This window comes from Dehalococcoidia bacterium (assembly GCA_030648205.1).
Classification (GTDB): domain Bacteria; phylum Chloroflexota; class Dehalococcoidia; order JAUSIH01; family JAUSIH01; genus JAUSIH01.
This window is the reverse complement of the sequence record JAUSIH010000046.1, coordinates 58,936-84,810: the sequence shown is the minus strand read 5'-3', so window position 1 is coordinate 84,810 and position 25,875 is coordinate 58,936. Positions and strand designations below refer to the sequence as shown.

21 protein-coding genes and 1 tRNA gene are annotated in these 25,875 nt (G+C 65.7%); 8 read left to right on the top strand and 14 right to left on the bottom strand.

The annotated features are described in order from the left end of the window. Positions 1 to 20: 20 nt before the first annotated feature. Positions 21 to 1,232, bottom strand: coding sequence for a CaiB/BaiF CoA-transferase family protein (locus Q7T26_05875; GenBank protein MDO8531680.1), 1,212 nt, complete (start codon positions 1,230 to 1,232; stop codon positions 21 to 23). Between the two features lie 201 nt (positions 1,233 to 1,433). Further along, positions 1,434 to 2,081 (bottom strand): NADPH-dependent F420 reductase, encoded by a 648-nt coding sequence (gene npdG, locus Q7T26_05870; GenBank protein MDO8531679.1) that lies wholly within the window; start codon positions 2,079 to 2,081, stop codon positions 1,434 to 1,436. 107 nt (positions 2,082 to 2,188) lie between these two features. Between npdG and Q7T26_05865 the strand changes: the two genes are divergently transcribed. From Q7T26_05865 to Q7T26_05850, 4 genes are all read left to right on the top strand, one after another. After that, positions 2,189 to 2,659: a pyridoxamine 5'-phosphate oxidase family protein gene (locus Q7T26_05865; protein MDO8531678.1), complete on the top strand. Its 471-nt coding sequence runs from the start codon at positions 2,189 to 2,191 to the stop codon at positions 2,657 to 2,659. 15 nt (positions 2,660 to 2,674) lie between these two features. Then, on the top strand, positions 2,675 to 3,613 hold the full coding sequence (cofD, locus tag Q7T26_05860) for a 2-phospho-L-lactate transferase (protein ID MDO8531677.1): 939 nt from the start codon (positions 2,675 to 2,677) through the stop codon (positions 3,611 to 3,613). Continuing rightward, positions 3,610 to 4,314, top strand: a complete 705-nt coding sequence (gene cofC, locus Q7T26_05855) for a 2-phospho-L-lactate guanylyltransferase (protein MDO8531676.1) — start codon at positions 3,610 to 3,612, stop codon at positions 4,312 to 4,314. The genes cofD and cofC overlap by 4 nt, the downstream gene beginning before the upstream one ends. 152 nt (positions 4,315 to 4,466) lie before the next feature. Then, entirely contained in the window at positions 4,467 to 5,519 is a 1,053-nt protein-coding gene (locus tag Q7T26_05850) for a hypothetical protein (GenBank protein MDO8531675.1), read from the top strand. A gap of 100 nt (positions 5,520 to 5,619) precedes the next feature. On the opposite strand, the gene Q7T26_05845 is transcribed toward Q7T26_05850, so the two are convergent. The 5 genes from Q7T26_05845 to Q7T26_05825 all read right to left on the bottom strand — a co-directional run bounded on the left by Q7T26_05845 (position 5,620) and on the right by Q7T26_05825 (position 8,859). Beyond that, entirely contained in the window at positions 5,620 to 6,561 is a 942-nt protein-coding gene (locus Q7T26_05845) for a thiamine pyrophosphate-dependent enzyme (GenBank protein ID MDO8531674.1), read from the bottom strand. A gap of 32 nt (positions 6,562 to 6,593) precedes the next feature. Further along, complete coding sequence (gene porA, locus Q7T26_05840) at positions 6,594 to 7,820, bottom strand: pyruvate ferredoxin oxidoreductase (protein ID MDO8531673.1); 1,227 nt, start codon at positions 7,818 to 7,820, stop codon at positions 6,594 to 6,596. A 22-nt stretch (positions 7,821 to 7,842) separates the two neighbouring features. Next, positions 7,843 to 8,124 (bottom strand): 4Fe-4S binding protein, encoded by a 282-nt coding sequence (locus tag Q7T26_05835; protein ID MDO8531672.1) that lies wholly within the window; start codon positions 8,122 to 8,124, stop codon positions 7,843 to 7,845. 20 nt (positions 8,125 to 8,144) lie between these two features. Further along, positions 8,145 to 8,729 carry a 2-oxoacid:acceptor oxidoreductase family protein gene (locus tag Q7T26_05830; protein MDO8531671.1) on the bottom strand — a complete coding sequence of 195 codons (585 nt, stop codon included), beginning with the start codon at positions 8,727 to 8,729 and terminating at the stop codon, positions 8,145 to 8,147. 55 nt (positions 8,730 to 8,784) lie between these two features. Then, positions 8,785 to 8,859: transfer RNA gene (locus tag Q7T26_05825), tRNA-Arg, on the bottom strand. Positions 8,860 to 8,994: 135 nt separating this feature from the next. On the opposite strand from Q7T26_05825, the gene mutS reads away from it, so the two are divergent. Then, positions 8,995 to 11,592 (top strand): DNA mismatch repair protein MutS, encoded by a 2,598-nt coding sequence (gene mutS / locus Q7T26_05820; protein MDO8531670.1) that lies wholly within the window; start codon positions 8,995 to 8,997, stop codon positions 11,590 to 11,592. A 1-nt stretch (position 11,593) separates the two neighbouring features. On the opposite strand, the gene Q7T26_05815 is transcribed toward mutS, so the two are convergent. Further along, positions 11,594 to 13,816, bottom strand: a complete 2,223-nt coding sequence (locus tag Q7T26_05815) for a PQQ-binding-like beta-propeller repeat protein (GenBank protein MDO8531669.1) — start codon at positions 13,814 to 13,816, stop codon at positions 11,594 to 11,596. A gap of 254 nt (positions 13,817 to 14,070) precedes the next feature. Between Q7T26_05815 and Q7T26_05810 the strand changes: the two genes are divergently transcribed. Together Q7T26_05810 and mutL are read left to right on the top strand one after the other, a co-directional pair. Then, entirely contained in the window at positions 14,071 to 14,679 is a 609-nt protein-coding gene (locus tag Q7T26_05810; protein ID MDO8531668.1) for a hypothetical protein, read from the top strand. A 9-nt stretch (positions 14,680 to 14,688) separates the two neighbouring features. Then, positions 14,689 to 16,404: a DNA mismatch repair endonuclease MutL gene (gene mutL / locus Q7T26_05805; GenBank protein MDO8531667.1), complete on the top strand. Its 1,716-nt coding sequence runs from the start codon at positions 14,689 to 14,691 to the stop codon at positions 16,402 to 16,404. Between the two features lie 15 nt (positions 16,405 to 16,419). Here mutL and Q7T26_05800 read toward each other — a convergent pair whose 3' ends face one another. Together Q7T26_05800 and Q7T26_05795 are read right to left on the bottom strand one after the other, a co-directional pair. Next, positions 16,420 to 17,199, bottom strand: coding sequence for an enoyl-CoA hydratase-related protein (locus tag Q7T26_05800; GenBank protein ID MDO8531666.1), 780 nt, complete (start codon positions 17,197 to 17,199; stop codon positions 16,420 to 16,422). Positions 17,200 to 17,392: 193 nt separating this feature from the next. Then, entirely contained in the window at positions 17,393 to 17,716 is a 324-nt protein-coding gene (locus Q7T26_05795; protein ID MDO8531665.1) for a zinc-ribbon domain containing protein, read from the bottom strand. A gap of 355 nt (positions 17,717 to 18,071) precedes the next feature. Here Q7T26_05795 and Q7T26_05790 point away from each other — a divergent pair, with 355 nt between their 5' ends. After that, complete coding sequence (locus tag Q7T26_05790; protein ID MDO8531664.1) at positions 18,072 to 18,698, top strand: DUF1573 domain-containing protein; 627 nt, start codon at positions 18,072 to 18,074, stop codon at positions 18,696 to 18,698. A 354-nt stretch (positions 18,699 to 19,052) separates the two neighbouring features. On the opposite strand, the gene Q7T26_05785 is transcribed toward Q7T26_05790, so the two are convergent. The 4 genes from Q7T26_05785 to Q7T26_05770 all read right to left on the bottom strand — a co-directional run bounded on the left by Q7T26_05785 (position 19,053) and on the right by Q7T26_05770 (position 25,671). Next, positions 19,053 to 20,555, bottom strand: a complete 1,503-nt coding sequence (locus Q7T26_05785; GenBank protein MDO8531663.1) for an FAD-dependent oxidoreductase — start codon at positions 20,553 to 20,555, stop codon at positions 19,053 to 19,055. 125 nt (positions 20,556 to 20,680) lie between these two features. Beyond that, positions 20,681 to 23,431: a molybdopterin-dependent oxidoreductase gene (locus Q7T26_05780; GenBank protein MDO8531662.1), complete on the bottom strand. Its 2,751-nt coding sequence runs from the start codon at positions 23,429 to 23,431 to the stop codon at positions 20,681 to 20,683. Positions 23,432 to 23,449: 18 nt separating this feature from the next. After that, positions 23,450 to 25,180 (bottom strand): NADH-ubiquinone oxidoreductase-F iron-sulfur binding region domain-containing protein, encoded by a 1,731-nt coding sequence (locus Q7T26_05775; protein MDO8531661.1) that lies wholly within the window; start codon positions 25,178 to 25,180, stop codon positions 23,450 to 23,452. A 17-nt stretch (positions 25,181 to 25,197) separates the two neighbouring features. After that, positions 25,198 to 25,671, bottom strand: a complete 474-nt coding sequence (locus Q7T26_05770; GenBank protein MDO8531660.1) for an NAD(P)H-dependent oxidoreductase subunit E — start codon at positions 25,669 to 25,671, stop codon at positions 25,198 to 25,200. Positions 25,672 to 25,875: the final 204 nt, after the last annotated feature.

The following is a 25,875-nucleotide window of genomic DNA, read 5'->3' as shown; positions in this document are numbered from 1 at the left end:
CCAAGTCAGCCATGCGGCTATTACTTGACGGCGCCCCCCTGGCGCATTGCCGCTATTTGCTCGGGCGTGTACTTCAGGCTGCGCAGGACCTCCTCGGTGTGCTGGCCCTGCTTGGGTGCGATGCTGCGGATGCTGCCCGGCGTGTCCGACAGCTTGATGCCGACGCCCACCTGTGGGACAGCGCCCAGCTTGGGGTCATGGAACTCGGTTAGCATCTTTCGATGCCGTATGTGCGGGTCGGACGCAAGCTCGTCCATGGTGTAGACCTTGCCCACGCATGTGTCAATCTTCGATAGCTGGTTGAACCATTCGTCCCGCGTCTTTGTCTTGAATATCTGGCGGAAGGTCTGGAATATCTTCTCCCGCGGCTCGCCGGTTGTATGCTGAAGCGGGATAAACTCCTCGTGGCCCAGTTCGCGGCAGAGGTTGGCGAAGAACCACGGCTCGGCGATGCCCAGAGACAGGTACTTGCCGTCCTTGCACTCGTACACGTTGTAGAAGGGCGCGCCGCCGTTCAGGTTCTCTCCACCACGCACCATGACACGCTTGCCCCACAGGTAGTCGGAGACAATCGTGCTCAGGAACGAGATGACCCCGTCCGTCATGGCGATGTCCACCACCTGGCCCCGTCCGGTGCGCTCCCGCGCCATGAGGGCCAGCAGAATGCCAATGACGGCGTGCAGGCCACCCCCGCCGAAATCGCCCAACTGAAAGCCCGGCATCGTGGGCGCCTCGTCCGGCTTGCCCGTAATGGCAAGCGCGCCCCCGAAGGAGATATAGTTCAGGTCATGGCCCACCAGGTCACGGTAGGGGCCGTCCTGGCCATAGCCCGTGAGAGCGCAGTAGATGATGCGCGGATTGAGCTGGCTCAGCGCCTCATAGCCGATGCCCAGCCGCTTGGTGACGCCGGGGCGAAAGCCCTCCAGCACCACGTCGCTGGTCTTCGCCAGACGAAGGAAGACGTCCCGCGCCGCCGGGTCCTTGAGGTTCAGGCAAATGCTGCGCTTGTTCCGGTTGGGCGCGTAGAACTCCGAGTCCCGGGGACAGCGGCCCATCGTGGTCTGCAGAGAGGCGGCGCCCTTGGCCTGCTCGGCGCGGCGCCCCGTGGGTTCGCCCACCTCCTCCACCTTGATGACGTCGGCGCCCATGTCCGCGAGGAGCATGGCGGCGTACAGACCGGGCCCGTTCTTGGTCATGTCAATGAGGCGAACGCCGTCCAAAGGCAAAGTCATAGAGCGGTCCCCTTTCGCGTTAGCGTTCCGTTTCGACAATCTGTTCCTTATTCCATGTCATACCGGCTTCCGCCGGTATCCAGAGAAGCACCAGGGAACGCTGGATTCCGGCTTTCGCCGGAAAGACGGTAAGTGTCCAGGGGCGTTTCCTCGAACAGCTTCTCATGCATGAATCAGTACGCGTACTTCAGGGACAGGACGTTAGATACCTACAATCTTGATGCCCGCCTGGGCCTTGTATATCCGGTTGATGGAGAGGAGCATGACGGTCAAGTTCTCGACGTACCGCGCGCTAGACAGACGTCCGGCGTCCACCGCGCGGATGCCCGTCATCTGCTGCGCCATCGCCATCACCTGTTTCTTTGACTCCTCGTCGTCGCCGCACACCAGCACGTCGCACGGGATGGGATGCCCCACGTCTTGCAGCTCTTTGGCCGAAAGGTTGTGGAACGCGCCTATGACTCGGGCGCGCGGCAGCAGCGCCTGGGCCTGCTCGGCGGCGGAACCTTCCGGGACGGGGACGGCGCAGGCGCCCTTGCCCTTCTCGAAAGCGAGCGGCACAGCCACGTCAATGACCAGCTTGTACTTCAACTCACCGCGCAGGGACTCCAGCAAGGCCTTATGCCCCTCAAAGGGGACACAGATGAACACGATGTCGCCCTTGCGGGCCGCCCCCTCGTTGCCGTCGCCGCGCACCTTGGCTTTCGGGACGAGCTTCCGCACCTTCTCTGCCGCCTCCCGCGCGCGCTCCTCCGAGCGCGAGCCGATAACGACCTCGTAGCCGGCGAGCGCAAAGCGGGCGGCCAGTCCCAGACCCTCCGGGCCGGTCCCTCCGAGAAAGGCAAGCATGAATACGCCTCCTTGTAGCTGGCGGACTGCCCATCTATAATAACAGACGGGACACCACGGGCAACCGTGCGTCACTCCCTCTCGTATAAAACCATTCGGAGGCGCGCATGGCGATTACACTGGACTCCCAGGAGATAGAGGCATTCTTTCAGCAGAAGAAGACCCTTGTGCTGACCACCCTGCGTAAGGACGGCTCCCCCGTCTCCGTCCCCATGTGGTTTATCTACCAGGACGGCTGCATTCACATGCACTCGCTGAAGTCCGGCGCCAAAGTGCGCAACGCCCTGAGGGAACCGCGCGTCTGCGTTGTCGTAGAAGCCGGAGACGCGTGGAAGGAACTGAAGGGGGTGGCCATCCAGGGACGGTGCAGCGTCATTGAAGACCCTGAGCAGATAGCATGCTTTGACGCCGCCTACAACCGCAAGTACGCCGGACTGAAGCGCCCCGAACATCTCCTCCCTGAGCGAATCAGAAACCACTACGCGGGCCCCTGGGTCATCTTGAAGGTGACGCCGGACAAGGTGCGCACCTGGGACAACAGCAAAATCCGCCTGGCCCCCGATGGATCGGGGCGCTAGAAAGTCTCTCAAGCCATGCTCGTTGCACTTGCGGGCGGCGTGGGCGCCGCCCGGTTCCTGCGGGGCCTGCTCCGCCGCGTCAAGGCGGAAGACCTGGTGGTCATCGTCAACACCGGCGACGACGCCGTCTTCCACGGCCTGCACGTCTCTCCCGACATTGACACGATCATCTACACCCTGGCGGGCGCCGTGGACGACGAGAAGGGCTACGGACTGAAGGGCGACACCTTTCACGTCCTGCGCGCCCTGGGCCGCCTGGGGCACCAGAAGTGGTTCGCTCTCGGCGACAGCGACTTCGCCACGCACATCCACAGGACCATGCTGCTGGGCCGCGGCCATGCCCTCTCCGAGGTCACCTTCGCGCTGTGCGAGGCGTGGGGCCTCGCCGTCCGCGTCCTGCCCATGACCGACAGCCCGGTCGAGACGCGCGTGGTGACGGAGCGCGGCGACATGCACCTCCAGGAGTTCCTGGCCCGCGACCACGCCGAGGGCGCCATCCAGCGCGTCTATGTGCACGGCATCGAGGGCGCGCACGCCGGCCCCAGCGTCATCGAGGCCATCCTTGCCGCGCAGGGAATCGTCGTCTGCCCCAGCAACCCGATCATCAGCATCGGCCCCATCCTGAGCGTGCCGGGCGTCCGGGAAGCGCTGCGGCTGACGGACGCGCCGGTGGTGGGAGTCAGCCCCATCGTGGCGGGCGCGGCGGTGAAAGGCCCCTCGGTGCCCATGCTGACGGCGCAGGGCGTCGAGCCGTCGGCGTACGGGGTCGCGCACCTGTACAGCGACTTCCTGGACGGGTTCGTCATTGACCAGCGCGACGCCGCCCTGGAAGAGCGCATCGCGGAGTTGGGCGTGCGCACCGCCATCACGGACACCATGATGCCCACGCCGGAGGACGCGGCGCGCGTCGCGGACGCGGTGCTGGGCCTGCTGGCCCAGGCGCGAGACACATGATCTGGGCCGTGGTGCCGGTCAAGGACCTGGCGGGCGCAAAGAACCGCCTGTCCGACGTGCTGTCGCCCGACGAGCGGCATGCACTGGCCGTCGCCATGCTGCACGACGTGCTGGACGCGCTGGCGAACACGCCGGCGCTCGACGGCATCGCCGTCATCACCCGCGACCCTGAGGCGGAGGCACTGGCCCAGGCAGTCGGGGCGCAGATCTGGCGGGAGGAGCGCAACAGCGGCGAGAGCGCGGCGGTGGAGTTCGCGGCGCGGCAGTGCGTTCAGCGGAGCATTCCGGCCATGCTGGTGATCCCGGGCGACGCGCCGCTTGTCCGGCCCGAGGATGTCCAGTCAGTGCTGGCCGCCGACTCAGGCCAGCCGGGGCTGGTGCTGGTGTCCTCGCGGGACGGCACGGGGTCCAACGCCGTGCTCCGGCGCCCGCCGGACGCCATCGGGTCGCACTTCGGCGCGACCAGCTTCCGCGAGCACCAGGAAGAGGCTGCCGCGTGCGGCATACCCGTCAGGACAGTGCGCAATTTCCGGCTGGAGCTGGACGTGGACACGCCTGACGACCTGGGGCTGTTCGTGGCGTATGAGAACGTCCCGTCGTTGCGACCGAGGCGGACAACGCGGGCCTACGCCGCGCTGGAGCGCCTTGGCCTGGCCAAGAGACTGGCGGAGCTGCCCTTCTCCCTGCGCGCTAAGCAGTAGCGGCTCTCGTTCGCCCGCTGCGCTCCACGACCGTGGCGGTGGACACGGAGTTGACGGACGCCTTAGAATGGCGGCGTTCGGGGCACAGCAGGAAATCACCAGTGTGATTTCCAAATCATCCGAGTCGGTAGGTCGCAATAAGTAACGAATTCATGAGCTACTCATCCGAAAGTATTCTCGCACCAGGCACGCGTATTCAGGACGTTCGTGAGTTTGTGCTGCTGTTGGGCTATGCGAAGTCCGGTGCACTGAAATCTGAGGAATACGGTCAATTCGAAGAGTATCGGTGGTTTGACGCCACCGACTACCGATCATGGACAGGGGTCGGGCTTTCAATCTACCGTGTTGACGAAGAAAGGCTTGCAGTTGAAACTCACACGCCGATACGCCGAAGCTATTTCGACCTCAATCATCAGAACAATACCATTTCCGGTATTCGAAAGCGGTTTGGAGGCGAGTTCGCAACAGATGAAGGACGTGGGAGATATTTGAGGCCTAGAGGCGAACCGCCTCCTGCTCCAGCGTCGGGGTGCTACCTTGCATTCAATCGCTTCGGCCACAATCTTTTTATGGCCCATACCTATCACGAAACACGCGACTTTCCTAACCATCCTCTCCGCAGCGCCGACGGGTGGAAGAAGGGTATAGAGTTTCTCCCAAATATGGATCCGAGAACACTTGCCAATAATACTCTTGTGCTGTTCCTTGTCGCGGCCATAGAGGATTACTTCAAATCTACATTTATCGCTCTTCTGCGGTACTCGGCGCGAAAAGACGCGGTACTAAAGAGTATTCACCTTCAAGGAGAACAGCTGCTCGCTGTATCAAATGGCCAATCCACCGTCGAAGAACAAATCTCCGAGACCTTGTCATTTCAAAGATTATCGGCTGTCTGCCGCCACTTCGAGGCACTCGACACGAAGCTCGATATCGCAGGTGCGCTACGAAAACCTTATCATCGGCGATCTCGGTCACTTTTTGAGTCGCTTGAGTCTCTTGTACTCAGCCGTCACGAGTTTATTCACAGAGCGGCTCTTGACCCGACCATGACAGACGAGCGAATAGACGGTCTTTTCTGCGACCTAGATGCGGCCATCACTCGCGTGTACCGGCGCATTACTGAACACTACAACTGGTTCTTTGCTAGAGAATGGAATCTCGAACGGCTGCGCTTAAAGAAACCGCCAATCTCCGATAATACCTAACATTTCAATCAACCAGACGGCAAAAGCCGCGCTTTCTGGAGTCCGGTTATTTCATCCGTTGGGATGAAAGAGAGGCCCCACTATAGACAGAACGTACCGCCTAAGCAGTAACGGTGGCCAGGCTGCACTGGCGCTGGAGCCACGCCCACTCCCTGTCAACGTTGCGCTGAATGGACTCCACCACGTGCTCGTTCTCCGGGCGCAGCAGGTGGCCGAACCGGTCCTGCGACTTGAGCCAGTCGGTGACCGGCTTGGGGGCCGTGGACTTGTAGGTGAGCCGCCAGACGCCGTTCTCCACCTCAAAAAGGGGCCAGAGGCGCGTCTCGACCGCCAGCTTGGAAATCTCCATCGTCTTGCTGGGGTCGTAGCGCCAGCCGCGGGTGCACGGTGAGAGAACGTTGATGAACGCGGGGCCGTCCACCGCAGCCGCCTTCTCCACCTTCGTCTCCAGGTCCTTCCACGCATGGGCGGCCGCCTGCGCCACGTACGGGATGTGGTGCGCGGCGATGATGGCGGTGAGGTCCTTGCGCCATTCGGGTTTGCCGGGCACCACCTTGCCCGCGGGCGTGGTCGTCGTCCACGTCCCCTGGATGGTGGCGCCGCTCCGCTGAATGCCCGTGTTCATGTAGCCTTCATTGTTGAGGCAGATGTAGATGAAGCGGTGCCCCCGCTCCAGCGCTCCGCTCAGCCACTGCAGGCCGATGTCATACGTCGCGCCGTCGCCTCCGAAGGCGACGAACTTGATGTTCTTTTCAGGCATGCGCCCCTTGCGCACCAGCGCGCGGTACGCCGCCTCGACGCCGCTGATGGTGGACGCGGCGTTCTCGAAGGCGCTGTGTATCCAGGGAACATTCCACGCGGTGGTGGGAAAGCGGCTCGTGGCGATCTCCAGGCAGCCCGTGGCGCACGCGACGACCACCGGCTGGCCGACGGCGTGCAGAACCTGCCGGACGATGATGGACTCCGCGCACCCAGCGCACAAAGAGTGTCCGGAGGAGAGGCCCTCCGCCTGCTCCGTCATCTCGCGTAGCGTCTTGACCATTGGTATTCCCTCCCGAGAACGTTCCCGGAACCCTAGCTCTCGCGCAGGCCCAGGTAGCGCACGACCGGCTGAGCGCTGGCCCCCTTGGCGATGCGCCGGATGTCTTCAAACGCCTGCAGGAATTGCGCCGGCAGGGTGTCCCGGCCTCCAAGTCCGTACACGTAGTTGACCAGGCGCGGGCCGACGCCATTCGTCGTCAGGGCCACGCACACGTCCTCAAAGAGCGGCCCGCCTGGCGCGCCAAAGGCGAGCGCCCTGTCCAGGACCGCCGCCACCTTGACTCCAGCCAGCGCCTCCGCCACCGCCTTCGTCGGGAACGGTCGAAGGACGCGCACCCGGAGCATGCCCGCCTTGACCCCGCGAGAGCGCAGATCGTCCACCACCGACCGCAGAGTGCCCGCCGCCGACCCCAGCACCACCACTGCGAACTCCGCGTCGTCCAGCCGGTAGGGCTGGACCAGGCCATAGGAGCGCCCGCTCAGCTTCCCGAACTCCTGCCCCACCGCCTCTATGACACCCAGCGCCTTCTCCATGGCGTCGGCCTGCTGGCGCTTGTGCTCGAAATAGAAGTCGTGATAGTCCCACGCTCCGTAGGTCGTCGGATGCTCCACGTCCAGGAGAGGACGATGCGGAGAATACTCGCCGACAAAGGAGCGGACCGAAGCGTCATCCAGGATCTCCGCGCGCTCGATGCCGTGGGTGATGGTGAAGCCGTCCTGCGTGCTGATGACAGGCAGCAGCACGTCCGGGTGCTCGGCGACGCGCACCGCCTGGATGGCGTTGTCGTAGGCTTCCTGTCCGTCCTCGCTGAAGAGGATGGGCCAGCCCGTGTCCCGCGCGCCCATCACGTCGCTATGGTCGCAGAGGATGTTCAGCGGCGCGCTCAGGGCGCGGGTGCACAGGTGCATGACGATGGGCAGGCGGCTTCCCGAGGCCACCCAGAGCAGCTCCCACATGAGCGCCAGGCCCGGCCCTGATGTGGCGGTCTGCGTCCTGGCGCCCGCCGCCGCCGAGCCGATGCACACGCTCATGGCGGCATGCTCGCTCTCCACCGCCACGAACTCCGTCTGCACCAGCCCGTTCGCCACAAACTCGCTGAACGTCTCCGTGATGATGGTCTGCGGCGTGATGGGATAGCAGGCGACCACGTCGGGATGGATCTGACGCATGGCATGCGCCACCAGCGTCGCCCCGTTGATGGCGACGGCGCGGCCCGTGGCGGAACGGGCCCTGCGGCGCTCACTTGCCTTGAGGGTCATACAAAACCTCTTCCGAGGACGGCTACGCCAGGACGTCCTCTTGCATGGAGATGCACTTTTTGGGGCACTCGACGGCGCAGATGCCGCAGCCCTTGCAGTGGAAGTAGTCCACGCCGACCAGCTTGCCGTTCTCCGTCTGGAAGCAGTCGTCCGGGCAGAAGACCCAGCAGATCATGCAGTGCACGCAATGGTCGTAGTCCACGACGGGCCTGCTGGACCGCCACGTGCCCGTCTCAACGGTCACGGCACTCCCCGGCTCGGTGACGGTCCCGCCGGGCGCGACTTTTCTCCAATCTTGTGACATATGCCCTCCCCTTTCCTGGCTTACCCTTCCTGGATACCCGCGTACGCCTGTTCAAAGGCGAGGATGTTCGCCTGGATGACGTCCGGACTGAGCCGTGTGCCCAGACGGCCCCGTACCGCGCGCAGCGCGGCGTCTTTGCTGACCACGCCGGTGATGCGGAGCAGAGCGCCCAGCATAGGCGTATTCGGAATCGGGCGGCCCACCGTCGCCCGCGCGATGCCCGTGGCGTCCACGGTGAAAACACGCCCGCCCTGGACGTTCAGACGCTTGCGCACCTCCGCGGGCGAGAGCGTGGTATTGATTAAGAGGATGCCTTCGGGCTTGAGGCCGCGCGTGACGTCAACTTTGCCGAGGAGCGTAGGGTCAACGACGACGACAACGTCGGGCTCGGTAATCTGGCTGCGGACACTGATGGGGGACTCGCTGAGGCGGCTGTAGGCGGTGACCGGCGCTCCGGAGCGCTCCGCTCCGTACTCCGGGAAGGCCTGAAAGTAGAGGTCTTCTTCCAGGGCTGCGTCGGCCAGCATGGCGCTGGCGGTTACCACGCCCTGGCCTCCGCGGCCATGCCAACGTACCTCAAGGAGAGCTAATCGGGTGCGGACCATTAAGCCGTCCTTTCCGCTCCCTTGCCTCCCCGCAAGAAAAGAGAAGTGCTTGTTATGGTACCCCTGGGGCGACTCGAACGCCCGCACCCGGCTTCGGAGGCCGGTACTCTATCCGCTGAGCTACAGGGGCACGTTCAATCGTTATCTATCATACTCCCGCTGTCCATACTCTCGCAAGAGCAAGGATGGGCGAGTCGGGTCGCTACGCGCTTCCTGCGCGGCGCGTTGTCCGGTAGAATAGGCGCAGAAGAGCGCGAGGCAGAACGTGTCTACCCCCATACGCCGTCAGTACCTTCAGGCCAAGCAGCAGCACCCCGGCTGTCTGCTCCTGTTCCGCCTGGGAGACTTCTACGAGACCTTTGACGAGGACGCCCGCACCATCAGCCGCGAACTGGGCCTGACCCTGACCGGCCGGGAGTTGGGCAAGGGCCAGCGCTACCCCATGGCCGGCATCCCGTACCACGCCCTGGACGGATACCTGGCCAAGCTCATCCGGCGGGGCTTCCGCGTCGCCATCTGCGAGCAGATGAGCGATCCCGCCACCAGCAAGGGGCTGGTGGACCGCGAGGTAGTCCGGGTGGTCACGCCAGGGACAGTGCTGGAGCCAAACCTGCTGGAACAGAAGGCCAACAACTACCTGGTGGCCCTGGCGCCCGCCGGAGACAGATGGGGTCTTGCCTACATAGACCTGTCCACCAGCGAGTTCGCCACCGCGGAGCTGTCTCCCCAGGACGCCGCGCTGGAGTTGGAGCGGCTGCGACCCGCCGAGGTGCTGCTGCCGGAGGGCGCATCGCCGCCCGGCGCAACGGGTGGCGCGCCGGTCACGAAACGCGACGCGCGCACCTTCGACGAGGAGGAGTGCCGGGCGCTGCTCCTGCGCCACCTGGGCGCCACCAGCCTGGAGGCCTATGGTTGCGAGGGGATGGCCGGCGCGGTGCGCGCCGCGGGCGCCATCCTGGCGTACGTGGCGGAGACCCAGAAGGCGGCCCTGCCGAATCTGAATCGCCTGTCCACCGTGTCGCCCCAATCGTACATGGCCCTTGACTCCCAGACCCGCCGAAACCTGGAGTTGTTCCAGGGCGGGCGCAACGGCGGTACGGAGCACTCGCTGTATGCGGTGCTCGACTTGACCCGCACTCCAATGGGCGGCCGCCTGATGCGGCGCTGGCTGGGGCAGCCCCTGCGCGAGCTGGCCCCCCTCCTGAAGCGCCAGGAGGCCGTCGCATGGCTGCACGCTCACGCCATCCAGCGGACGCGGGTGCTGGAGATGCTACACACTGTGGGGGATATCGAACGGCTGGCCGTGCGCGTCCGCGCGGGCGCCGCGTCGCCGCGGGACATGGCGGCCCTGCGCCGCAGCCTGGAGACGGCGCCGCCCGTCCGGCAGGCGCTGGAGAGCGCCCCGGCCTGGCTCGTGGAGCGGCTGGACGCGTGCCCCGACGCCGTCGAGCTTATCGCCTACGCCATCGTCGAGGACCCGCCGGCCCTGCTGAGCGACGGCGGCGTCATCCGCCAGGAGTTCTCGCCGGAGCTGGACCAGGTGCGCTCGGCGTCCCGCAACGCCCGCGACTACATCGCCTCACTGGAGAAGACCGAGCGCGAGCACACAGGCATCAAAAGCCTGAAGGTGGGCTACAACAGGGTCTTCGGCTACTACATCGAGGTGACGACGCCCCACCTGGCGCTGGTCCCGGCGACCTATATCCGCAAGCAGACGCTCTCCGGGGCCGAGCGCTACTACACGCCGGAGCTGAAGGAGTACGAGTCCCTGGTGCTGAACGCCCAGGAGCGCATCGCCGAGATGGAGGCCGCGCTGTTCCGGCAGGTCTGCGCCCAGGTGGCGGCCATGGCCGACCGCATCCTGGACACCGCCGACGCCCTCGCCCACGCCGATGCGCTCTCCGCGCTGGCGGAGGCCGCGGCGCGCTACAACTACGTGCGTCCCACCCTCACGGACGGCGATACGCTGGACATCAAGGCGGGGCGCCATCCAATCGTAGAGCGCTTCCTGTCCGGGGGAGAGTTCGTGCCCAACGATACTCTCCTTTCCTGCAAGGACGCCCAGGTGGTCGTCCTCACCGGCCCCAACATGGCGGGCAAGTCCACTTTCCTGCGCCAGGCGGCGCTTATCGTCCTCATGGCCCAGATGGGCGGCTTCGTCCCGGCGCAGGCCGCCACCGTCGGCCTCGTGGACCGCATATTCACCCGCGTGGGACTCCAGGACGACCTGGCGACGGGCCAGTCCACGTTCATGGTGGAGATGATCGAGACGGCCCACATTCTGCACAACGCCACGTCCCGCTCGCTGCTGATTCTTGACGAGATAGGACGCGGCACCAGCACGTACGACGGCATGGCCATCGCCCGCGCCGTCATCGAGTACATCCACAATCACCCGCGCCTGGGCGCCCGCACCCTCTTCGCCACGCACTACCATGAACTGGTGGAGATGGCCCGCTACCTGCCCCGCGTGCGTAACTACAACGTAGCCGTCGCGGAGGAGGGTGGAGACGTGGTGTTCCTGCACCGCATCGCGCCGGGCGGCGCGGACAAGAGCTACGGCATTCATGTGGCGCAGCTCGCCGGGCTTCCGCGCCCCGTGGTCCACCGGGCGCGCGAGGTGCTCGCGGAACTGGAGAGCGCCGATGGCCGCGCCCAGTCCGACTGGCGGCGTGGACGCTCCGCCCCCCGCGCCGACCCTTCCACGGAAGGGGAGCAGATGCCGCTCTTCGGCAAGACGCCGCCCTGGCTGGAGGAACTGCTGGCCCTGGACGTGAACGGGCTGACGCCTCTGGAGGCGTTGACCAGGCTCTACGAGCTACAACGGAAGGCGAAGGGTGAAGGCGGCCAGGCCGCACACTAAGCTACGGCCCGATGGCGTAGAGCTTTCCGTCCCCCGACCCCACGTACAGGATGTTGTCGGCGCCGATCGCCGGAGAGGACACGGTTACAATCCCCGCTCCTGCTGTGAAGCCCCATCTGAGAGAGCCGTCCGGCCGCACGGCGTAGAGCTTGTGGTCAATGGAGTGGACGTAGATGGTGCCGTCCGCTCCAACGGCGGGGGACGCGGAGATGATACTGCCGACGGAGAGGCTCCAATTGAGCGCACCGCTCGAGCTGACCGCGTAGAGGTTACGGTCATCCGCCCCCACGTAGATGTTGCCGTCCGCTCCGATGGCAGGCGAAGACTGGATAGCGGCGCCGACCGGAAAACTCCACTTTAGGGAGCCGTCCGCGTTGATGGCGTAGAGATTTCCGTCCGTGGACCCCACGTACACGGCGCCCCCCTCTCCAATGGTGGGAGACGACTGGATGGCGCCGCCCGTCGTAAAGCTCCACTTGAGGGAGCCGTCCGCATTGACGGCATACAGCTTCTTGTCGAAAGAGCCGACGTAGATGGCGCCGTCGAATCCGATGGCGGGCGATGAGTGGATGATGCTGCCGGTGCCGAAGCTCCACTTGAGGGAGCCGTTCGGGTTGACAGCGTAGAGGTTGTGGTCGTTCGACCCTACGTAGACGGTGCCGTCCGCGCCGATGGCCGGAGAAGAGTACACGATATCCCCCGTGGGGAAGCTCCATCTCAAGAGGCCGTTGGACGCGACGGCGTAGAGCTTTTTGTCGAAAGACCCGACGTAGACAGTGCCATCAACCCCGATGGCCGGGGATGACCATACCCAGTTCCCCGTGGGGAAGCTCCACTTGAGGACGCCGCCGGGACTGAGGGCGTAGAGCCTGTTGTCGTTGGAGCCGACGTAGATGGTTCCGTCCGGCCCTATGGCTGGCGAGGACTGGATAACGTTCAACGTGCCGAAGGCCCACTTGAGCGCGGGGGCCTGAGGCCCCAAATACAGGTGCCGCGCCGTATGCTGAGCGTCGCGGCGGTACATGGGCCAGAACAGGTACGTCAGGCCCACCGTCCTGCGTCCGGGAGTGGCGGTTGGAGTAGGTGTCGCACCGGCGGGCGTGGGCATAGGAGTCGGCGTCGGCGTGGCGGTGGGAGTTGGCGCGACCGGAGTCGGCGTGGGAGTCGGCCACAGAGCGCCCGCGGCTGGCTGCCAGACCGGTGACTCTCCGTCCAGGAACGGGACGGACTGGCCGGACCCGCCTATCTCTCGAATCCAGACCTGGTATGCCTGTGCCGCGCCACCCGACGTGGTGTACGCGAGCCAGAGGCCGTCGGGCGACCAGGCCAGCTCGCCGTCGGCAGGGGGAAACATGTTCAGATACCGGAGACCGGAGCCATCGTCGTTGACAAGGTACAGGGCATCGTAGCACTCGGTCCCGGGACATCCTTCGAGCGCGGTGATCGCCAGGAGCTTCCCGTCCGGAGACCATGCCGCCTGCTTGACCTTCTCCCCCGGCGACGCCAGCATCCGCGCCTCCAGTGTGGTCACGTTGACCACCCACAGGCTGGCGGTTCGCCCTTTCTCCGTCACGTAGGCGATGCGCGCTCCATCCGGCGACCACGCCGGCGCAAGGTGCCCACCCGGGTTGGTCGTGACGCGGGCCAACCCCGTCCCGTCCGCTCGCATCACGTAAATCTCATAACTGTTGTCGCGGTACGACATAAAAGCGAGGCGCTGGCCGTCGGGAGACCAGACGGGGTTCCAGTCCCAGGCAGGGTTGTTCGTCAGGCGCGTCTGCCCCGAGCCGTCCGTGTTCATGACGTATATCTCAGGATTGCCGTCGCGTCGCGAGACAAACACAATGCGCTTGCCATCCGGCGACCACGCGGGATCACGGTCATCGGCGGAGTCCGTGGTCAGGCGCGTCATGCCCAAATCAGAGGCGCGAACGGTGTAAATGTCGGTGTTGCCGTCCACGCGGGAGGTGAACGCGAGGCGCGCGCCGTCCGGCGACCACGCGGGCTGCCAGTCCCAGCCGGGGTTGGATGTCAGGCGGGTCGCTCCCGCGCCATCGGCCCGTGCAACGTAGATTTCGCTGTTGCCGTCGCGGGAGGACACGAACGCGATGAGCGCGGCGGGGAGCGCACTCGCGGAGCGCGGCGTCAGCCCGACGAGGGCGACCGCGACGATAGCGAGGGCGGCAAGGAACGGCCTTCCCGCGCGTCCCAGCGGATAACGCATCGCACTCCCTCCCTGGTCCCCACGCTATTGTAACCGACGGGCCTGCCGCGCAACGCCCGGCCTGGACAGGCGGCGGACCTGTGTTATAAAGAGGTACGAATTATAACCAGCCTTGGATTGCATCCTGCATCCGATGGCCGCCAGCAAGCCCGCCTGACCGCGCCCCGATTGACCCTCTCGCCTACGTAGCCTATGATGTTGGCACACCAGAGAAGGCGAAGCGCAAAACTTGATGTCAGCATGAGGAGGCAGTCGTGGAGCAGGCGCCCCGGCAGGACCAGAAGCCGCCCGAGGATGCACGCCCGGCCATGGAGCTGATGCCCTATCTAGCGGTAGAGAATATCGCCGTGGAGGCGCTGCCCCCCTTCAACAAGCCACGCATCCAGGCCAGCGTGGTCATCCGCAACAGCACGGACGAGCAGATCAACCTACTGCCCGGCTCCGGCCTGCTCAAGGTCTTCGACGAATTCATTTTCATGAGCGCCGGCTACTACGAGATGACCGTCGGCGTCAGCCGGAGCGAAGGAAAGAGCTTCAACTCGCCCGCCCTTCCCGGCGGCGTCACATACTACCTGAACATCATTGACCTCTCAGTCCAGCCGAAGCAGGCATTCCACCTTTTCTGGGAGTTCGAAATATCGCGCGAGCACCTGAACCACATCGCGCGCCGTCTGGAGAACACTTCGGACGGGTCAGGCCGCAAAGTGACCTTCGAGCTTGAGGTGCGGTTCAAGCTCTTTGAGATCAAGAGCCAGGGCGTCAAGGACGCCTTCCTGCGCGTCAGCGGCGCCATAAGCGACGCCTATTGGAACAAGTGGGCGGCGGGCTGGGGCCTGGAGTCCATTAACAAGGCCCAAGGCTAGGCCCACGCCATGCCCATCCGTCTCCTTGCCCCGGATGTCGCCGCCTGCATCGCCGCAGGCGAAGTCATCGAGCGGCCGGCCTCGGTGGTCAAGGAGCTGCTGGAGAACGCGCTGGACGCCGGCGCAAGAGCCGTCGCCATCGAGGTGCTGGGCGGCGGCGTGCGGATGGTTCGCGTGGCCGACGACGGCAGCGCCATCCCGGCTGAAGAGGTGGAGCTGGCCTTTCAGCGCCACGCCACCAGCAAGATCAGCCGCGCTGAAGACCTGGACGCCATCATCACCCTGGGCTTCCGGGGCGAGGCGCTGCCGACCATCGCCGCCGTTGCCGAGGTGGCGATGGTCACGCGCACGGCGGACGCCGAGGGCGGGACGTACGTCCTGCTGCAGGGCGGCCATGTGGCAGAGCGCGGCGTGCGGGCCTGCTCCCCGGGCACGGTCGTCACCGTCCGCAACCTCTTTCGCAATCTGCCTGCCCGCCTCAAGTTTCTGAAGTCGGACCCCGCCGAGGCGCATCGCATTGTCCACCTTGTCACCCAGTACGCGCTGGCCTATCCGGAGGTGCGCTTCACCCTGCAAGTAGAGGGGCGCGCCACCTTCTCCAGCACCGGTTCCGGCGACGCGCGGGACGCTCTGGCGCGGGTCTTTGACGCGCAGACCGCCGCCGCTCTGCTGGAGGTCACGCCAGGCGACGGTCCGGTGCGTGTCAGCGGGTACGTCAGCCCGCCCTCGCTGAGCCGGGCCAGCCGCACCGGCATCAGCCTCTTTGTCAACCGGCGCTGGGTGCAGAGCCGCACGCTCACCGCCGCCCTGGAACAGGGCTGCGAGGGCATGCTCATGACCGGACGACGCCCCATCGCCGTCGTGCATATCCACTTGCCCCTGGAGGACGTGGACGTGAATGTGCACCCGGCGAAGGCGGAGGTCCGCTTCCGCCGCGAGGGAGAAGCCTTTGCGGCGGTGCGGGACGCCGTGCGACAGGCGCTCCTGCGACAGGCGCCGGCGCAGAGCGTCGCCCTGCCCGCGCAGGCGATGTCGGCTCCGTCGCCCGCCGCTCCCGCGACGGCGCACCCTCTCGCCCCGTGGGACGCGCACGCCCGCATGCCCTCCGCGCCGCCAGTGCAGCCCGCGAATCTGCCACAGGCGCAACCCTTGATGGCGCTGCCCATCCTCCGGCCTCTGGGCCAGGTGGCCAGCACCTACGTCATCGCGGAGGGGCCGGACGGCGTCTATCTCATTGACCAGCACGCCGCCCACGAGCGGGTGCTCTTCGAGCGCCTGCGCGAGCAGCGACGGCGCAGGTCAGTGGAGACGCAGGGGCTGCTGGAACCGGCGCCGGTGGAGGTGTCGCCCGCGCAGGAGCAAATGCTCCAGGCCCACCGAGAGGAGTTGGAGGCATTCGGCTTCGCGCTGGAGCCTTTCGGCGAGCGGACGTACCTGGTCCGCTCTATTCCCGCGGCGGTGCAAGCCTCCGCGCCCGTCGAGGCGCTACGGGAGGTGCTGGAGCTTCTGGGCCAGGAGTTGCCGGTGCAGCGGGAGGACCGTGTGGCGTTCTCTCTGGCCTGCCACGGGGCCATACGCGCGGGGAAGGTGCTGCTCCGCGAGGAGATGGAGGAACTGCTGCGCCTCCTGGAGCAGACGGAGCAGCCACACACATGCCCTCACGGGCGACCCACCATGGTCCACCTGAGCGCCGCCGACCTGGAGCGCCAGTTCGGGCGCAGATAGGCCAGCCCGCAGGCATTACTTGCCTTTGAACACGGGAGCGCGCTTCTCAAGGAAGGCCTTGCGTCCCTCCAGGTAGTCCTCCGTGCTGTGGCAGATGGCTACGGACGACGACTCGTGAAATACCTGCGCGTCCGCGCTGCTCGCCGCTCCGCTCTGGTAAGCGCGCTTGGTCAGGCGCAGCGCAATGGGCGCCTGCTGGCTGATCTCCTCAGCGAGGGCCATCGTCTCCGCCATCAGCCTGTCGTGGGGCACCACCCTGCTCACCATGCCGATGCGCGCGGCTTCCTGTGCGTCAATGATGCGTCCGGTATACGACAGCTCGCAGGCATGGGACATGCCAACAAGACGAGGCAGCAGCCAGCTTGCCAGGCTGTCAGGTATCAGACCCCGCTTGCTCCATACCGCCGTGAAGCGCGCCTGGTCGGACGCAATACGGATGTCACAGACAAGCGCCGCGGAGAGACCACCCCCCGCGGCCACGCCGTTGACTGCGGCGATGGTTGGCTTCTCCAGCTTGAACAAGGGCACGACCCACGCACCCGCCGCCTCCGCGATGTCCGCCTTGAACGCTCCGGGAGGAGCCGACAGGTCGGCCCCCGAGCAAAAGGCCCGTCCCGCGCCCGTGAGCACCACCACCCGGACATCCACGTCCCGCTCGAGCTCCCGGGAGAACTCCGCAAGGCCCACGCGCATATCAATGTTCAGGGCGTTCAGCTTCTCGGGGCGATTCAAGGTGATGACGGCGACGTGGCCTTTCTTTTCCAGCAAAAGGCCGTCGTAGGTCTTCCTGGTCATGTCTGCTCTCCTTGCCAGTAGTGTGGCCTTACTCTATGCCGGGGTCAAGCGGATGTCAACCGACCCTCGCCAGGCGTCGCGGGAAAGCCATCCGAACAATCCGAGCGCGGGGGCAACCCCCGGAGTGGCCGCCTAAAACAACGAGGGGCCATGTTGGTACAAAGCCCCTCGCCTTACCTGTCAGGTGACTATCCTAGCGATTGGACGACTGCTGGACCTTGCGGTAGCAGTCGCCGCAGTACACAGGCTTGTTGCCACGGGGCTGGAACGGGACCATGGCCTTCTGTCCACAGCTGGCGCACACAGCCTCAAACATCTCGCGGCGCGGGTGATCGCCGAAACCGCCGCCGCTGCCCGTATCCCCGGTCCGCTCCGACTTGCGCGTCTCGCGACACGTGGCGCACCGCCTGGGCTCGTGGGTGTAGCCCCTCTGCGCGAAGAGCTCCTGCTCACTGGCGCTGAACGTAAACGTCGCGCCACAGTCACTGCAAGTCAAAGTCTTGTCAGTGTAGCTCACGAATGACCTCCTTTCTCCAGGAGTTGGTTCCAGGGAGGCCATCCGGGCCGACGCAATTCCCGAGGAACTGTTCGGATAACGGATCCCTCTCAGAAACCACCGGGTGTGGTATACCACAATTCGTCGGTCAAAGCAACGGGTTGTACTCGTCCACTACATCCCTTACACTGAGGCCATCAAGACACGTTATGTCCGCTGAACTGCTCGGAAAGCAATGCGCGCGGGCGGGCGACCTGGCGGATGTTACAATAGCGTGAGAGCCAGCCAGCGGCGTGGCCCGTCCACCGAGCGAGTCCACTCCCGCACAGCAAACAGTCCAGAGACTTCACCGCTGGCCGCAAGGAGTCAGAACGTCATGAGCAAGATGGGCCTCAGGGCATCGCTTGTCCTGGCCGCGTCGCTGTCAGCAGCCGTTGCTGCCGCATGCGCGCCCGCCGCGCCCGCGCCCAGCGCGCAAAAGCCCGCGGCGCCCGCCGTTCGCGGCGCCCCTGCGCTGGACTTTGACACGCTCGCCGTGGACATGGGCATGGTGCCGCAGGACCAGATGGGCGTGCAGACCTTCGTGGTCATGAACCGCGGCGACAAGCCGCTCCGCGTGGGGCCGGTCAGCATTGACGTCGAGCAGGGATGCGCGACGGCAAAGACCGTCGAGAAGACCACCGATATCCAGCCCAATGACGCGGTGCTGCTCCCCATCACATTCAGTCGGCACACGCAGCTTGGCCCGCACCGGCTCCTCGTGAAAGTGCCGTCGAACGACCCCGCGAAGCCGATGACCACACTGTCCCTGCGTTTTGCGGTAGCGAACGACGCGCCGCCGTCAGGCTCCGGGCCGAGACTGCAGGTTGACAAAGGTATCATAGACGTCGGCACCGTGCCCTACGACTGGCCGATGTACGAGCAGTTCACCCTGCGCAACGTTGGGACCTCGCCACTCGTGCTGAACAAGGCGCCCGTCGTGCGCGTCGAGCAGGGGTGCTGACCGCCCGAAGCCGTGGTCGGTGCGACCACGCTGCAACAGGGTGAAAGAACGATCCTTGAGGTGCCCCTGTGGATGGGCATGCACCAGGGAATGGGCGGACCACACGTGTTCGCTATTGACGTGCGCAGCAACGACCCGGTGGAACCGGTGCAGACCCTTCGCTGGCGCTTCAACGTGCAGGACGTGAAGCAATAGCAAGCACCCGCGCGGCCAGCAGCCACATGGCCCCGGCGCCCTGAATCCTAAAACCGGGACAGATGCTCCCAACCGCGAGCGACTCGCGCGGTATGGCGCACGCAAACAAAGAGGGCAGGCCGCGCGGCCTGCCCTCTTTTGACTAACGACGGGTAAGCCCTAATCAGTCTTGACACCCTTGGGCCAGACAGAGGGCACGCCCTGCGCGCGCCATTGGTCGCAGTGGATGCAGCGCAGGGCCTCGCGGTGCGCCTCAGACTCGGTGAGGACCAGAGCGCACTCGCCAAAGCTCTGAATGCGTTCCTTCGGGTCCAGCTCTATCACCAGCGTCCGCTTCTCGCCCCTGGGCGCCACTGTGGCGGGCATCAGCAGCTCCTCGCCCGGCGGCGGTGCCAGCGTCTCACCTATGTCGCCATTGCCACCCAGGTACTTGTCGATGGCCTGCGCCGAAGTCCGCCCGCCGGCTATCGCTTCGATAACGCTCACCGGGCCAGTCAGAACGTCGCCCGCGACGTACACACCGGGCATAGACGCCTTGACCGACCCCTTTTCCGCCTTGATCGTGCCGTCCTTGTTCACATCCAGGCCGAACGGCGCGGTGTCCGCCGACTGCCCGATGGCCGCAAGAACGTTGTCCACATCCATGGTAAACGTCTCACCCGGGACGGCCACGGGGCGGCGACGGCCCGACGCGTCCGGCTCACCGAGTTGCATCCGCTGGAGATGGAGCCGCAGCGCGCCGCCCACCTGCTCAATCTTCTGCGGCGACGCCAGGTACATCAGGTCCACGCCCTCGCGCACCGCCTCCTCAACCTCGAAGTCATACGCGGGCATCTCCTGCCGGGTGCGCCGGTAGATGATGACGGCGTGTTGGGCACCCAGGCGCAGCGCCACCCGCGCGCAGTCGAGGGCGACGTTGCCGCCGCCGATGATCGCGACACGCGCGCCGACGGATGTGCGGCGGCCCAAGTTGGCGTCAGCCAGGAAGCGCACGCCGTCAATGACCTCCGACAGGTCCTCGCCGGGGATGCCCATCGTGTTCGGCTTCATCGTGCCGCAGGCAATGAGCACGGCGTTGAACCCCATGTCCAGCAGGTCGGTCGGGCGCTCCAGCCGCGTGTTGCGGACGACCTTGACGCCCGCCTCCACGATGATGTCGATCTCTTCGTCCAACAGCGTGCGTGGCAGGCGGTACGCCGGTATGCCGATGCGCAGTTGCCCGCCCAGCTCCGGCAGCGCCTCGAAGATGGTGACGCCGTGTCCCTTCACCTTCGACAGGTAGTACGCGGCGGTGAGCCCCGCGGGCCCCGAGCCGACAATGGCAACGCGCCGGCCCGTGGGCGGGGCGAGCTTCCAGTCACGCCGCCAGACCTTCTTCACGTCGTTGTCCGCGGCCACGCGTTTGAGCGCGTTAATGGCCACCGGCTCGTCCAGCTTGCTGCGACGGCATCCGGTCTCGCAGGGGCGGTAGCAGACGTGCGCGCACACCGAGGGAAACGGCATCCGCTCACGTACGACAGCCATCGCCTCCGAGTAACGGCCCTGCAGCACGTAGCCTATGTACCGCGGGATGTCAATGCCCGCGGGGCAGTCGCGTGTGCACGGAGCTACAAGGCGAATTTGTGCTTTCTTCTTGGGCGCCTCAGTCGCTATAGTGGTCATACAAAAGAAACGACCGCACCCTCGCGGTTGCGGTCAAACTACCCTTCCTCCGGCAGTCGTAATGGGCCTGCTGGATACTTTGTCAGGCGCGGAGATGTGGTTCACTCCACTCATATCATGGCTCATTATACCACGGGCGCCGCCGCTTTTTCCAGCGCCACGTGCGCAACGACGATATCCGCAAGAGCCGCGGCAGGGTTGCCGACGGGCTGGGAGAGGATGGCTGGCGGCTCCACATCGCCCATGGAGAGGCTCAGCATCACATAGCCTCTGGCCGCCTCGGCCGTCACCCTGATATGGGCCTCAACGACGCCCGCGGGGGTCTGAACAGCCACCAGGTCCCCTTCCACAAGCTTAAGGGCCGCGGCGTCCTCCGGGTGCACCTCCGCCAGGTTCCTGTGCTTCAGCTCCCGCACGCCCGCAATCTCACGCATGAGCGCCGTCATCACGGTCAGGCGTCCGTCCGCGAGCGGCGCTTGCGGCGCCTTGTGCTGGAACGGCTGGAAGCGGCCCTTGCCGCGCGAGAACGTCTCGGTATGGAGGATGGGTGTGCCTGCGTGTCGCGCTCCGGCGACCGGCCACTGGAGGCCGCCCCGCTCGATGCCCGCGTAGGTGACGCCCTCGTAGGTGGGGACCAGGCCGGTGATCTCCTTCAGCACATCAACGGGCGCGTGATAGTCGAACCCCTGAGCGCCGGCCTTCTCCGCCAGCTTGGCGATAATCCACCAGGCAGGCTTGGCCTGCCCGGGCGCGTCCAGGACCTTGCGCAGCCGCTGGATACGCCGTTCCACGTTGGTATAGCTGCCGTCCGCTTCGGCGAACGAGGCCGCGGGCAGAACGACGTCCGCCCGCCGGGCCATATCCGTCATCGCCATGTCCACCACCACCAGCGCCTTCAGCGACCGCAGCGCTTCCTCCGCTCCGTAGGCGGCGTAGCGGGCCGCCAGGTCGCCGTTCCCCACGACGAGCATGGCCTTCAGGCTACCCTGGCGCGCGGCGGCCAGCATATCCCGAACGAAAAACCCCGGCTGACTGGGCAGGGCCTTGCCCCACACCCGCTCGAACGGAGTGCGCGCAGCCACGTCGTCCAGATGCCCGGAGCCGGGCAGGGCGATAGGCACGCATCCCATGTCCGTGGCGCCCTGTCCGTTCGCCTCGCGGCGCATGATGTTCAGCCCTCCGCCCGGCCGGCCGATGGCGCCGGTGAGCAGGGCCATGTCCGCCAGCGCCGCCGCTATGTCCGTGTCGTGACCGGGCAAATTCGTGCGCGCGGAATAGACGATGCACGGAGGGCTGGCTTTCGCCAGCAGGCGCGCCGCCAGCTCAATGTGGGCCTTCGGCACGCCCGTTGTCTTCTCGACGGTGTCCAGGTCGAAAGCGGCGACCGCCTTCTGCACGACAGCGAAGTCCTCGCACCTCTGCTCCACGTACGCCGCGTTCCACAGGCGCTCGTCCAGGAGGACGCGCATGATGCCGCCCAGGACGGCCACCTCTGTGCCGGGCCTGTTCCGGAGCCACACAGTGGAGAGCAGCGCCGACTCGGTGCGGCGCGGGTCCACGACGATGAGCTTCTGGCCACGCTGGACCGCCTTGCGCACACGCGCCCCGATGACCGGCTGGTCCGCCATCAGGTCCGCGCCCACGGCCAGGAGGCAGGTTGCTTTCTCAATGTCCTGCCAGTTCCCCGTCATCTGCGCGCCGCCGAGGGCCCTGGAGATGCCCTGCGGCGAGCTGGGCAGGAACATGTGGTCAGTATGGTCAATGTTGTTAGTCAGCGCGACGACCCGCGCCCACTTCTGCAGGACGAACAGGTCCTCGTTGGTGGAGCGCGGCGAAGCGACGACTCCGACCTCGCTTCCCGTGTGGGAGGCGAAGGCCCTGGCCGCGGCCTCCAGCGCCTCGTCCCATGTGGCGGGCACAAGCTGACCGTCCTTGCGGACAAGCGGAGTCGTCAGCCGATCTTTGCTGTGCACGTAGTCCACGATGCCGAACTTCCCCCAAGCGCAGGCGTGGCCCCGGTTCACGGGGCCGTCCAGGTCAGGCATGACACGGATGATCTTGCCGTCCTTGTCCAGGCCCACGCCGAGCTGGCAGCCCACAGGGCAATGCGGACATATCGTCGTGGCGGTGCGCCGCGCCGGGCCGGCCCACTTGCTGTCCTTCTCCACGATAGCGCCCACGGGACAGACGTCCACGCACGCGCCGCAGAAGGTGCAGCCGGACTCCGCCAGACTGCCGGCCTGCGACGTGCCCACGATGGTCCTGCCGCCCCGCTGGATGAAGACGATGGCGTCCACGCCCTCTATCTCGTTGCAGGCGCGGACGCAGCGCCCGCAGACGATGCACAGGTTCATGTCGTGGTCGATGAGGGGATTCTTGTTCCACAGCGGGATGTTGCGGTAGTGATAGCCCAGGGGCGTGTCCTTCGCCTTGAAGTCCCAGGCCATGAACTGAAGCTCGCAGCGATAGTTCTTGGGGCAGATGACGCACCGATCAATGACGCTGACGTTGCGCAGGCAGATGTCCTCCGGCCCGCAGTGAATCACGCGCCAGCATGTGAGACAGCCGTGGGGGTGCTCGGACAGGACAAGGTCCATGATGTCATTGCGCGTCTTTTGCACGTCCGGAGTGTTGGTCTTGACCATCATGCCCTCGGAGACAGGCGAGGTGCAGGAGGCAGGCTGACCGCGCTGCTTCTCCACCTCCACCACGCACATGCGACAAGCGCCGTAGGGCTTGAGCATGGGGTGGTAGCACAGGTACGGTATGTTGATGCCCACCTGCTTGGCCGCTTCCAGGATAGTGGTCCCCGGCGGCACCTTGACCTCGACACCGTCAACGGTGAGGGTAACCAGCTTGCTCTGCTGCTGGGTCATGGTCGCCGTCTCCTATCTCTACCGCTTGTTGCCGGCGCCCGCGAGCGCTCCCGACCCGTGGGACCGCATGGCGGCGCACCGGCCCGCGGGACAGCGTCTTTCCTTGATGTGCGCTTCGATCTCATCCTTGAAGTATTGATAGGCGGTGCGTATGGGATTCGTGGCCAGTTGGCCGTGGGCGCACAGCGACGCCGCCAGGCTCGGCGCCAGGCCCAGCGCCGTCTGCATATCCTGGGGCCTGCCCTTGCCCTCGGCGATGCGGCTCATGATCTGGTTGATGTGGTGCGTGCCCAGGCGGCACGGGAAACACTTGCCGCAGGACTCGTCCGCGTTGAACTCGGTCAGCACCCTGGTCACATCCACCACGCACGCGTCCTCGCTGCCGACGATGATGCCGCCGGAGCCGAACATGGCGCCCGTGGCGTTCATGGCATCGAAGTCCATGGGCGTCTTTTCCATCAGCGAGGCGGGCAGGAAGCCGCCCAGCGGGCCGCCGGTCTGGAGAAACTTGACCTTCTTGCCGTCCGGACAGCCTCCGCCGACGTCCCGGATGACGGCGGTCAGCGGCAGACCGAAGGGCAGCTCATATAGGCCGGGCTTGCGAATATCGCCGGAGAGGCAGACCAGGCCCGTGCCTTTGCTGCGCTCACTGCCAACGGAGGCGTACCACGCGCCGCCCCTGGCCACTATCTCTGGCACATACGAGTATGTCTTCACGTTGTTGATGTTGCTGGGCTTGCCCCAAAGTCCGACCGCCGCGGGGAACGGCGGTCGCGGGCGCGGCATGGCGCGCCTGCCCTCGATGGCCTCCATCAGGGCTGTCTCCTCACCAGAGACGTAGGACTCCCCCGTCTGGGCTACCGCGGCGTCAAAGCTGAACTCAGAGCCCATGATGTTCTTGCCCAGGATACCCAGATCATACGCCTGCTTGATGGCGCGACGCGCCCGCTGGATGGGGAGCCAGTGTTCGCAGCGGATGAAGATGTACCCCTTGGTGGCCCGTGTGGCGTAACCGGCCAGGATTATTCCCTCAAGCACGGTGTTCGGGTCGCTCTCCAGCAGCGCCTTGTCGTTGAACGCGCCGGCGTCGCCCTCTTCCCCGTTGCAGAGGATGTACTTGACCGGGCCGGGCGAGCCCGCCAGGAACTTCCACTTCTGGCCCGTCGGGAAGGCCGCGCCGCCGCGACCACGCAGGTTCGACTTGATGACCTCGTCAATGACCTGGTCGGGCTTCATGTCGAACAGCGCCTTGTTCAGCGCGGCATACCCGCCCCGTGCGATGTAGTCCAGTGTGTTCTCCGGGTCCACGACGCCGCAGTTGCGCGTGGCGATGCGGACCTGGTGCTTCCACTCCGGGAACTCATGGATGTTCGGAATGGCCGGCGACGGCGATGCGCCCCATGCGCCCAGGGCCAGGTCGGAGCGGAGGTTGGCGCCCGTGACGGCGTCGCGGACCAGCTCCGGCACGCGCTCCGGCGTGATGTTCTTGTACGATATGCGCGGCTGTCCGGGCCGGGCGATGTCCACCAGCGTTTCCGCGTAGCAGAACCCGACGCAGCCCACCGGATGCAGCACGGCGTCAACGCCCTGCTTCTTCAGCTCATCCTGGAGGGCGGCGTACACCTCGCGGGCGCCCGCGGAGACGCCGCAGATGCCCATGCCCACCGTGATGACGGGCCTGCCGCCCAGGCCCGCTACCTGCGCTTCGGCGAGGGCGCGTCGCTTCAACTCATCGTATGTGCTCGGCATCGCTTCCTCACCCTCGCCTAATGATGCTCGCCGCCGGACTTCCGTGCCTGCTCAACAAAGGCGGTCACGTCCGCCGGGCCTATGTTGCCGCGCATCTTGTGGTCCAGCACGACCACCGGCCCGTGGCCGCAGGCGCCCGCGCACGAGAGCCTGCGCAGCGTGAACTTGCCGTCGGGCGTATCGCTGTCGAACGTCGCGCCCACCGCCTTCTCGATGGCGGCCATCACCTCCGAAGCGCCGCGCAGGTGGCAGGACGGGCCCCAGCACGCCTCGACGACGTGCTCTCCGGGTGGACTGAAGCGGAAGTGGGTATAGAACGTGGCGACCGTGTACACGTCGTTGACGGAAAGGCCGGTCAGCTCAGCGACGGCGGGGATGGACTCGGGCGGCAGGTAGTGAAGCTGCTCCTGGACTTCGATGAGGGCGGAGAGGACGGTGACTTCAGACTCTTTCTTCAAAGCGGCGATGACATCCGCCAGGGCAGTCGCCATAGACCCTCCTTGCAGACCAGGGTCGTGAATTCCCGCACAATGGGCTGTTTATCTTAGCATGGGCGCGGGGAATGCGGCAAGAGCAATCTCGGAAAATCGCCGCTCACCCTTGTATCTTAGTAAGGGGTGTGATAGGCCGTGTCATCCTAGGTCCAATGAGACCGTAGCTCAGCAAGGTCGTCCCACCCTATATTGGTTAGAGCC

What these genes read in the sequence shown, in the direction of transcription:
- Q7T26_05875 (MDO8531680.1), bottom strand. Translation starts at nt 1,232, where the DNA reads ATGACTTTGCCTTTGGACGGCGTTCGCCTCATTGACATGACCAAGAAC.
- npdG (MDO8531679.1), bottom strand. Translation starts at nt 2,081, where the DNA reads ATGCTTGCCTTTCTCGGAGGGACCGGCCCGGAGGGTCTGGGACTGGCC.
- Q7T26_05865 (MDO8531678.1), top strand. Translation starts at nt 2,189, where the DNA reads ATGGCGATTACACTGGACTCCCAGGAGATAGAGGCATTCTTTCAGCAG.
- cofD (MDO8531677.1), top strand. Translation starts at nt 2,675, where the DNA reads ATGCTCGTTGCACTTGCGGGCGGCGTGGGCGCCGCCCGGTTCCTGCGG.
- cofC (MDO8531676.1), top strand. Translation starts at nt 3,610, where the DNA reads ATGATCTGGGCCGTGGTGCCGGTCAAGGACCTGGCGGGCGCAAAGAAC.
- Q7T26_05850 (MDO8531675.1), top strand. Translation starts at nt 4,467, where the DNA reads ATGAGCTACTCATCCGAAAGTATTCTCGCACCAGGCACGCGTATTCAG.
- Q7T26_05845 (MDO8531674.1), bottom strand. Translation starts at nt 6,561, where the DNA reads ATGGTCAAGACGCTACGCGAGATGACGGAGCAGGCGGAGGGCCTCTCC.
- porA (MDO8531673.1), bottom strand. Translation starts at nt 7,820, where the DNA reads ATGACCCTCAAGGCAAGTGAGCGCCGCAGGGCCCGTTCCGCCACGGGC.
- Q7T26_05835 (MDO8531672.1), bottom strand. Translation starts at nt 8,124, where the DNA reads ATGTCACAAGATTGGAGAAAAGTCGCGCCCGGCGGGACCGTCACCGAG.
- Q7T26_05830 (MDO8531671.1), bottom strand. Translation starts at nt 8,729, where the DNA reads ATGGTCCGCACCCGATTAGCTCTCCTTGAGGTACGTTGGCATGGCCGC.
- Q7T26_05815 (MDO8531669.1), bottom strand. Translation starts at nt 13,816, where the DNA reads ATGCGTTATCCGCTGGGACGCGCGGGAAGGCCGTTCCTTGCCGCCCTC.
- mutL (MDO8531667.1), top strand. Translation starts at nt 14,689, where the DNA reads ATGCCCATCCGTCTCCTTGCCCCGGATGTCGCCGCCTGCATCGCCGCA.
- Q7T26_05800 (MDO8531666.1), bottom strand. Translation starts at nt 17,199, where the DNA reads ATGACCAGGAAGACCTACGACGGCCTTTTGCTGGAAAAGAAAGGCCAC.
- Q7T26_05790 (MDO8531664.1), top strand. Translation starts at nt 18,072, where the DNA reads ATGAGCAAGATGGGCCTCAGGGCATCGCTTGTCCTGGCCGCGTCGCTG.
- Q7T26_05785 (MDO8531663.1), bottom strand. Translation starts at nt 20,555, where the DNA reads ATGACCACTATAGCGACTGAGGCGCCCAAGAAGAAAGCACAAATTCGC.
- Q7T26_05780 (MDO8531662.1), bottom strand. Translation starts at nt 23,431, where the DNA reads ATGACCCAGCAGCAGAGCAAGCTGGTTACCCTCACCGTTGACGGTGTC.
- Q7T26_05775 (MDO8531661.1), bottom strand. Translation starts at nt 25,180, where the DNA reads ATGCCGAGCACATACGATGAGTTGAAGCGACGCGCCCTCGCCGAAGCG.
- Q7T26_05770 (MDO8531660.1), bottom strand. Translation starts at nt 25,671, where the DNA reads ATGGCGACTGCCCTGGCGGATGTCATCGCCGCTTTGAAGAAAGAGTCT.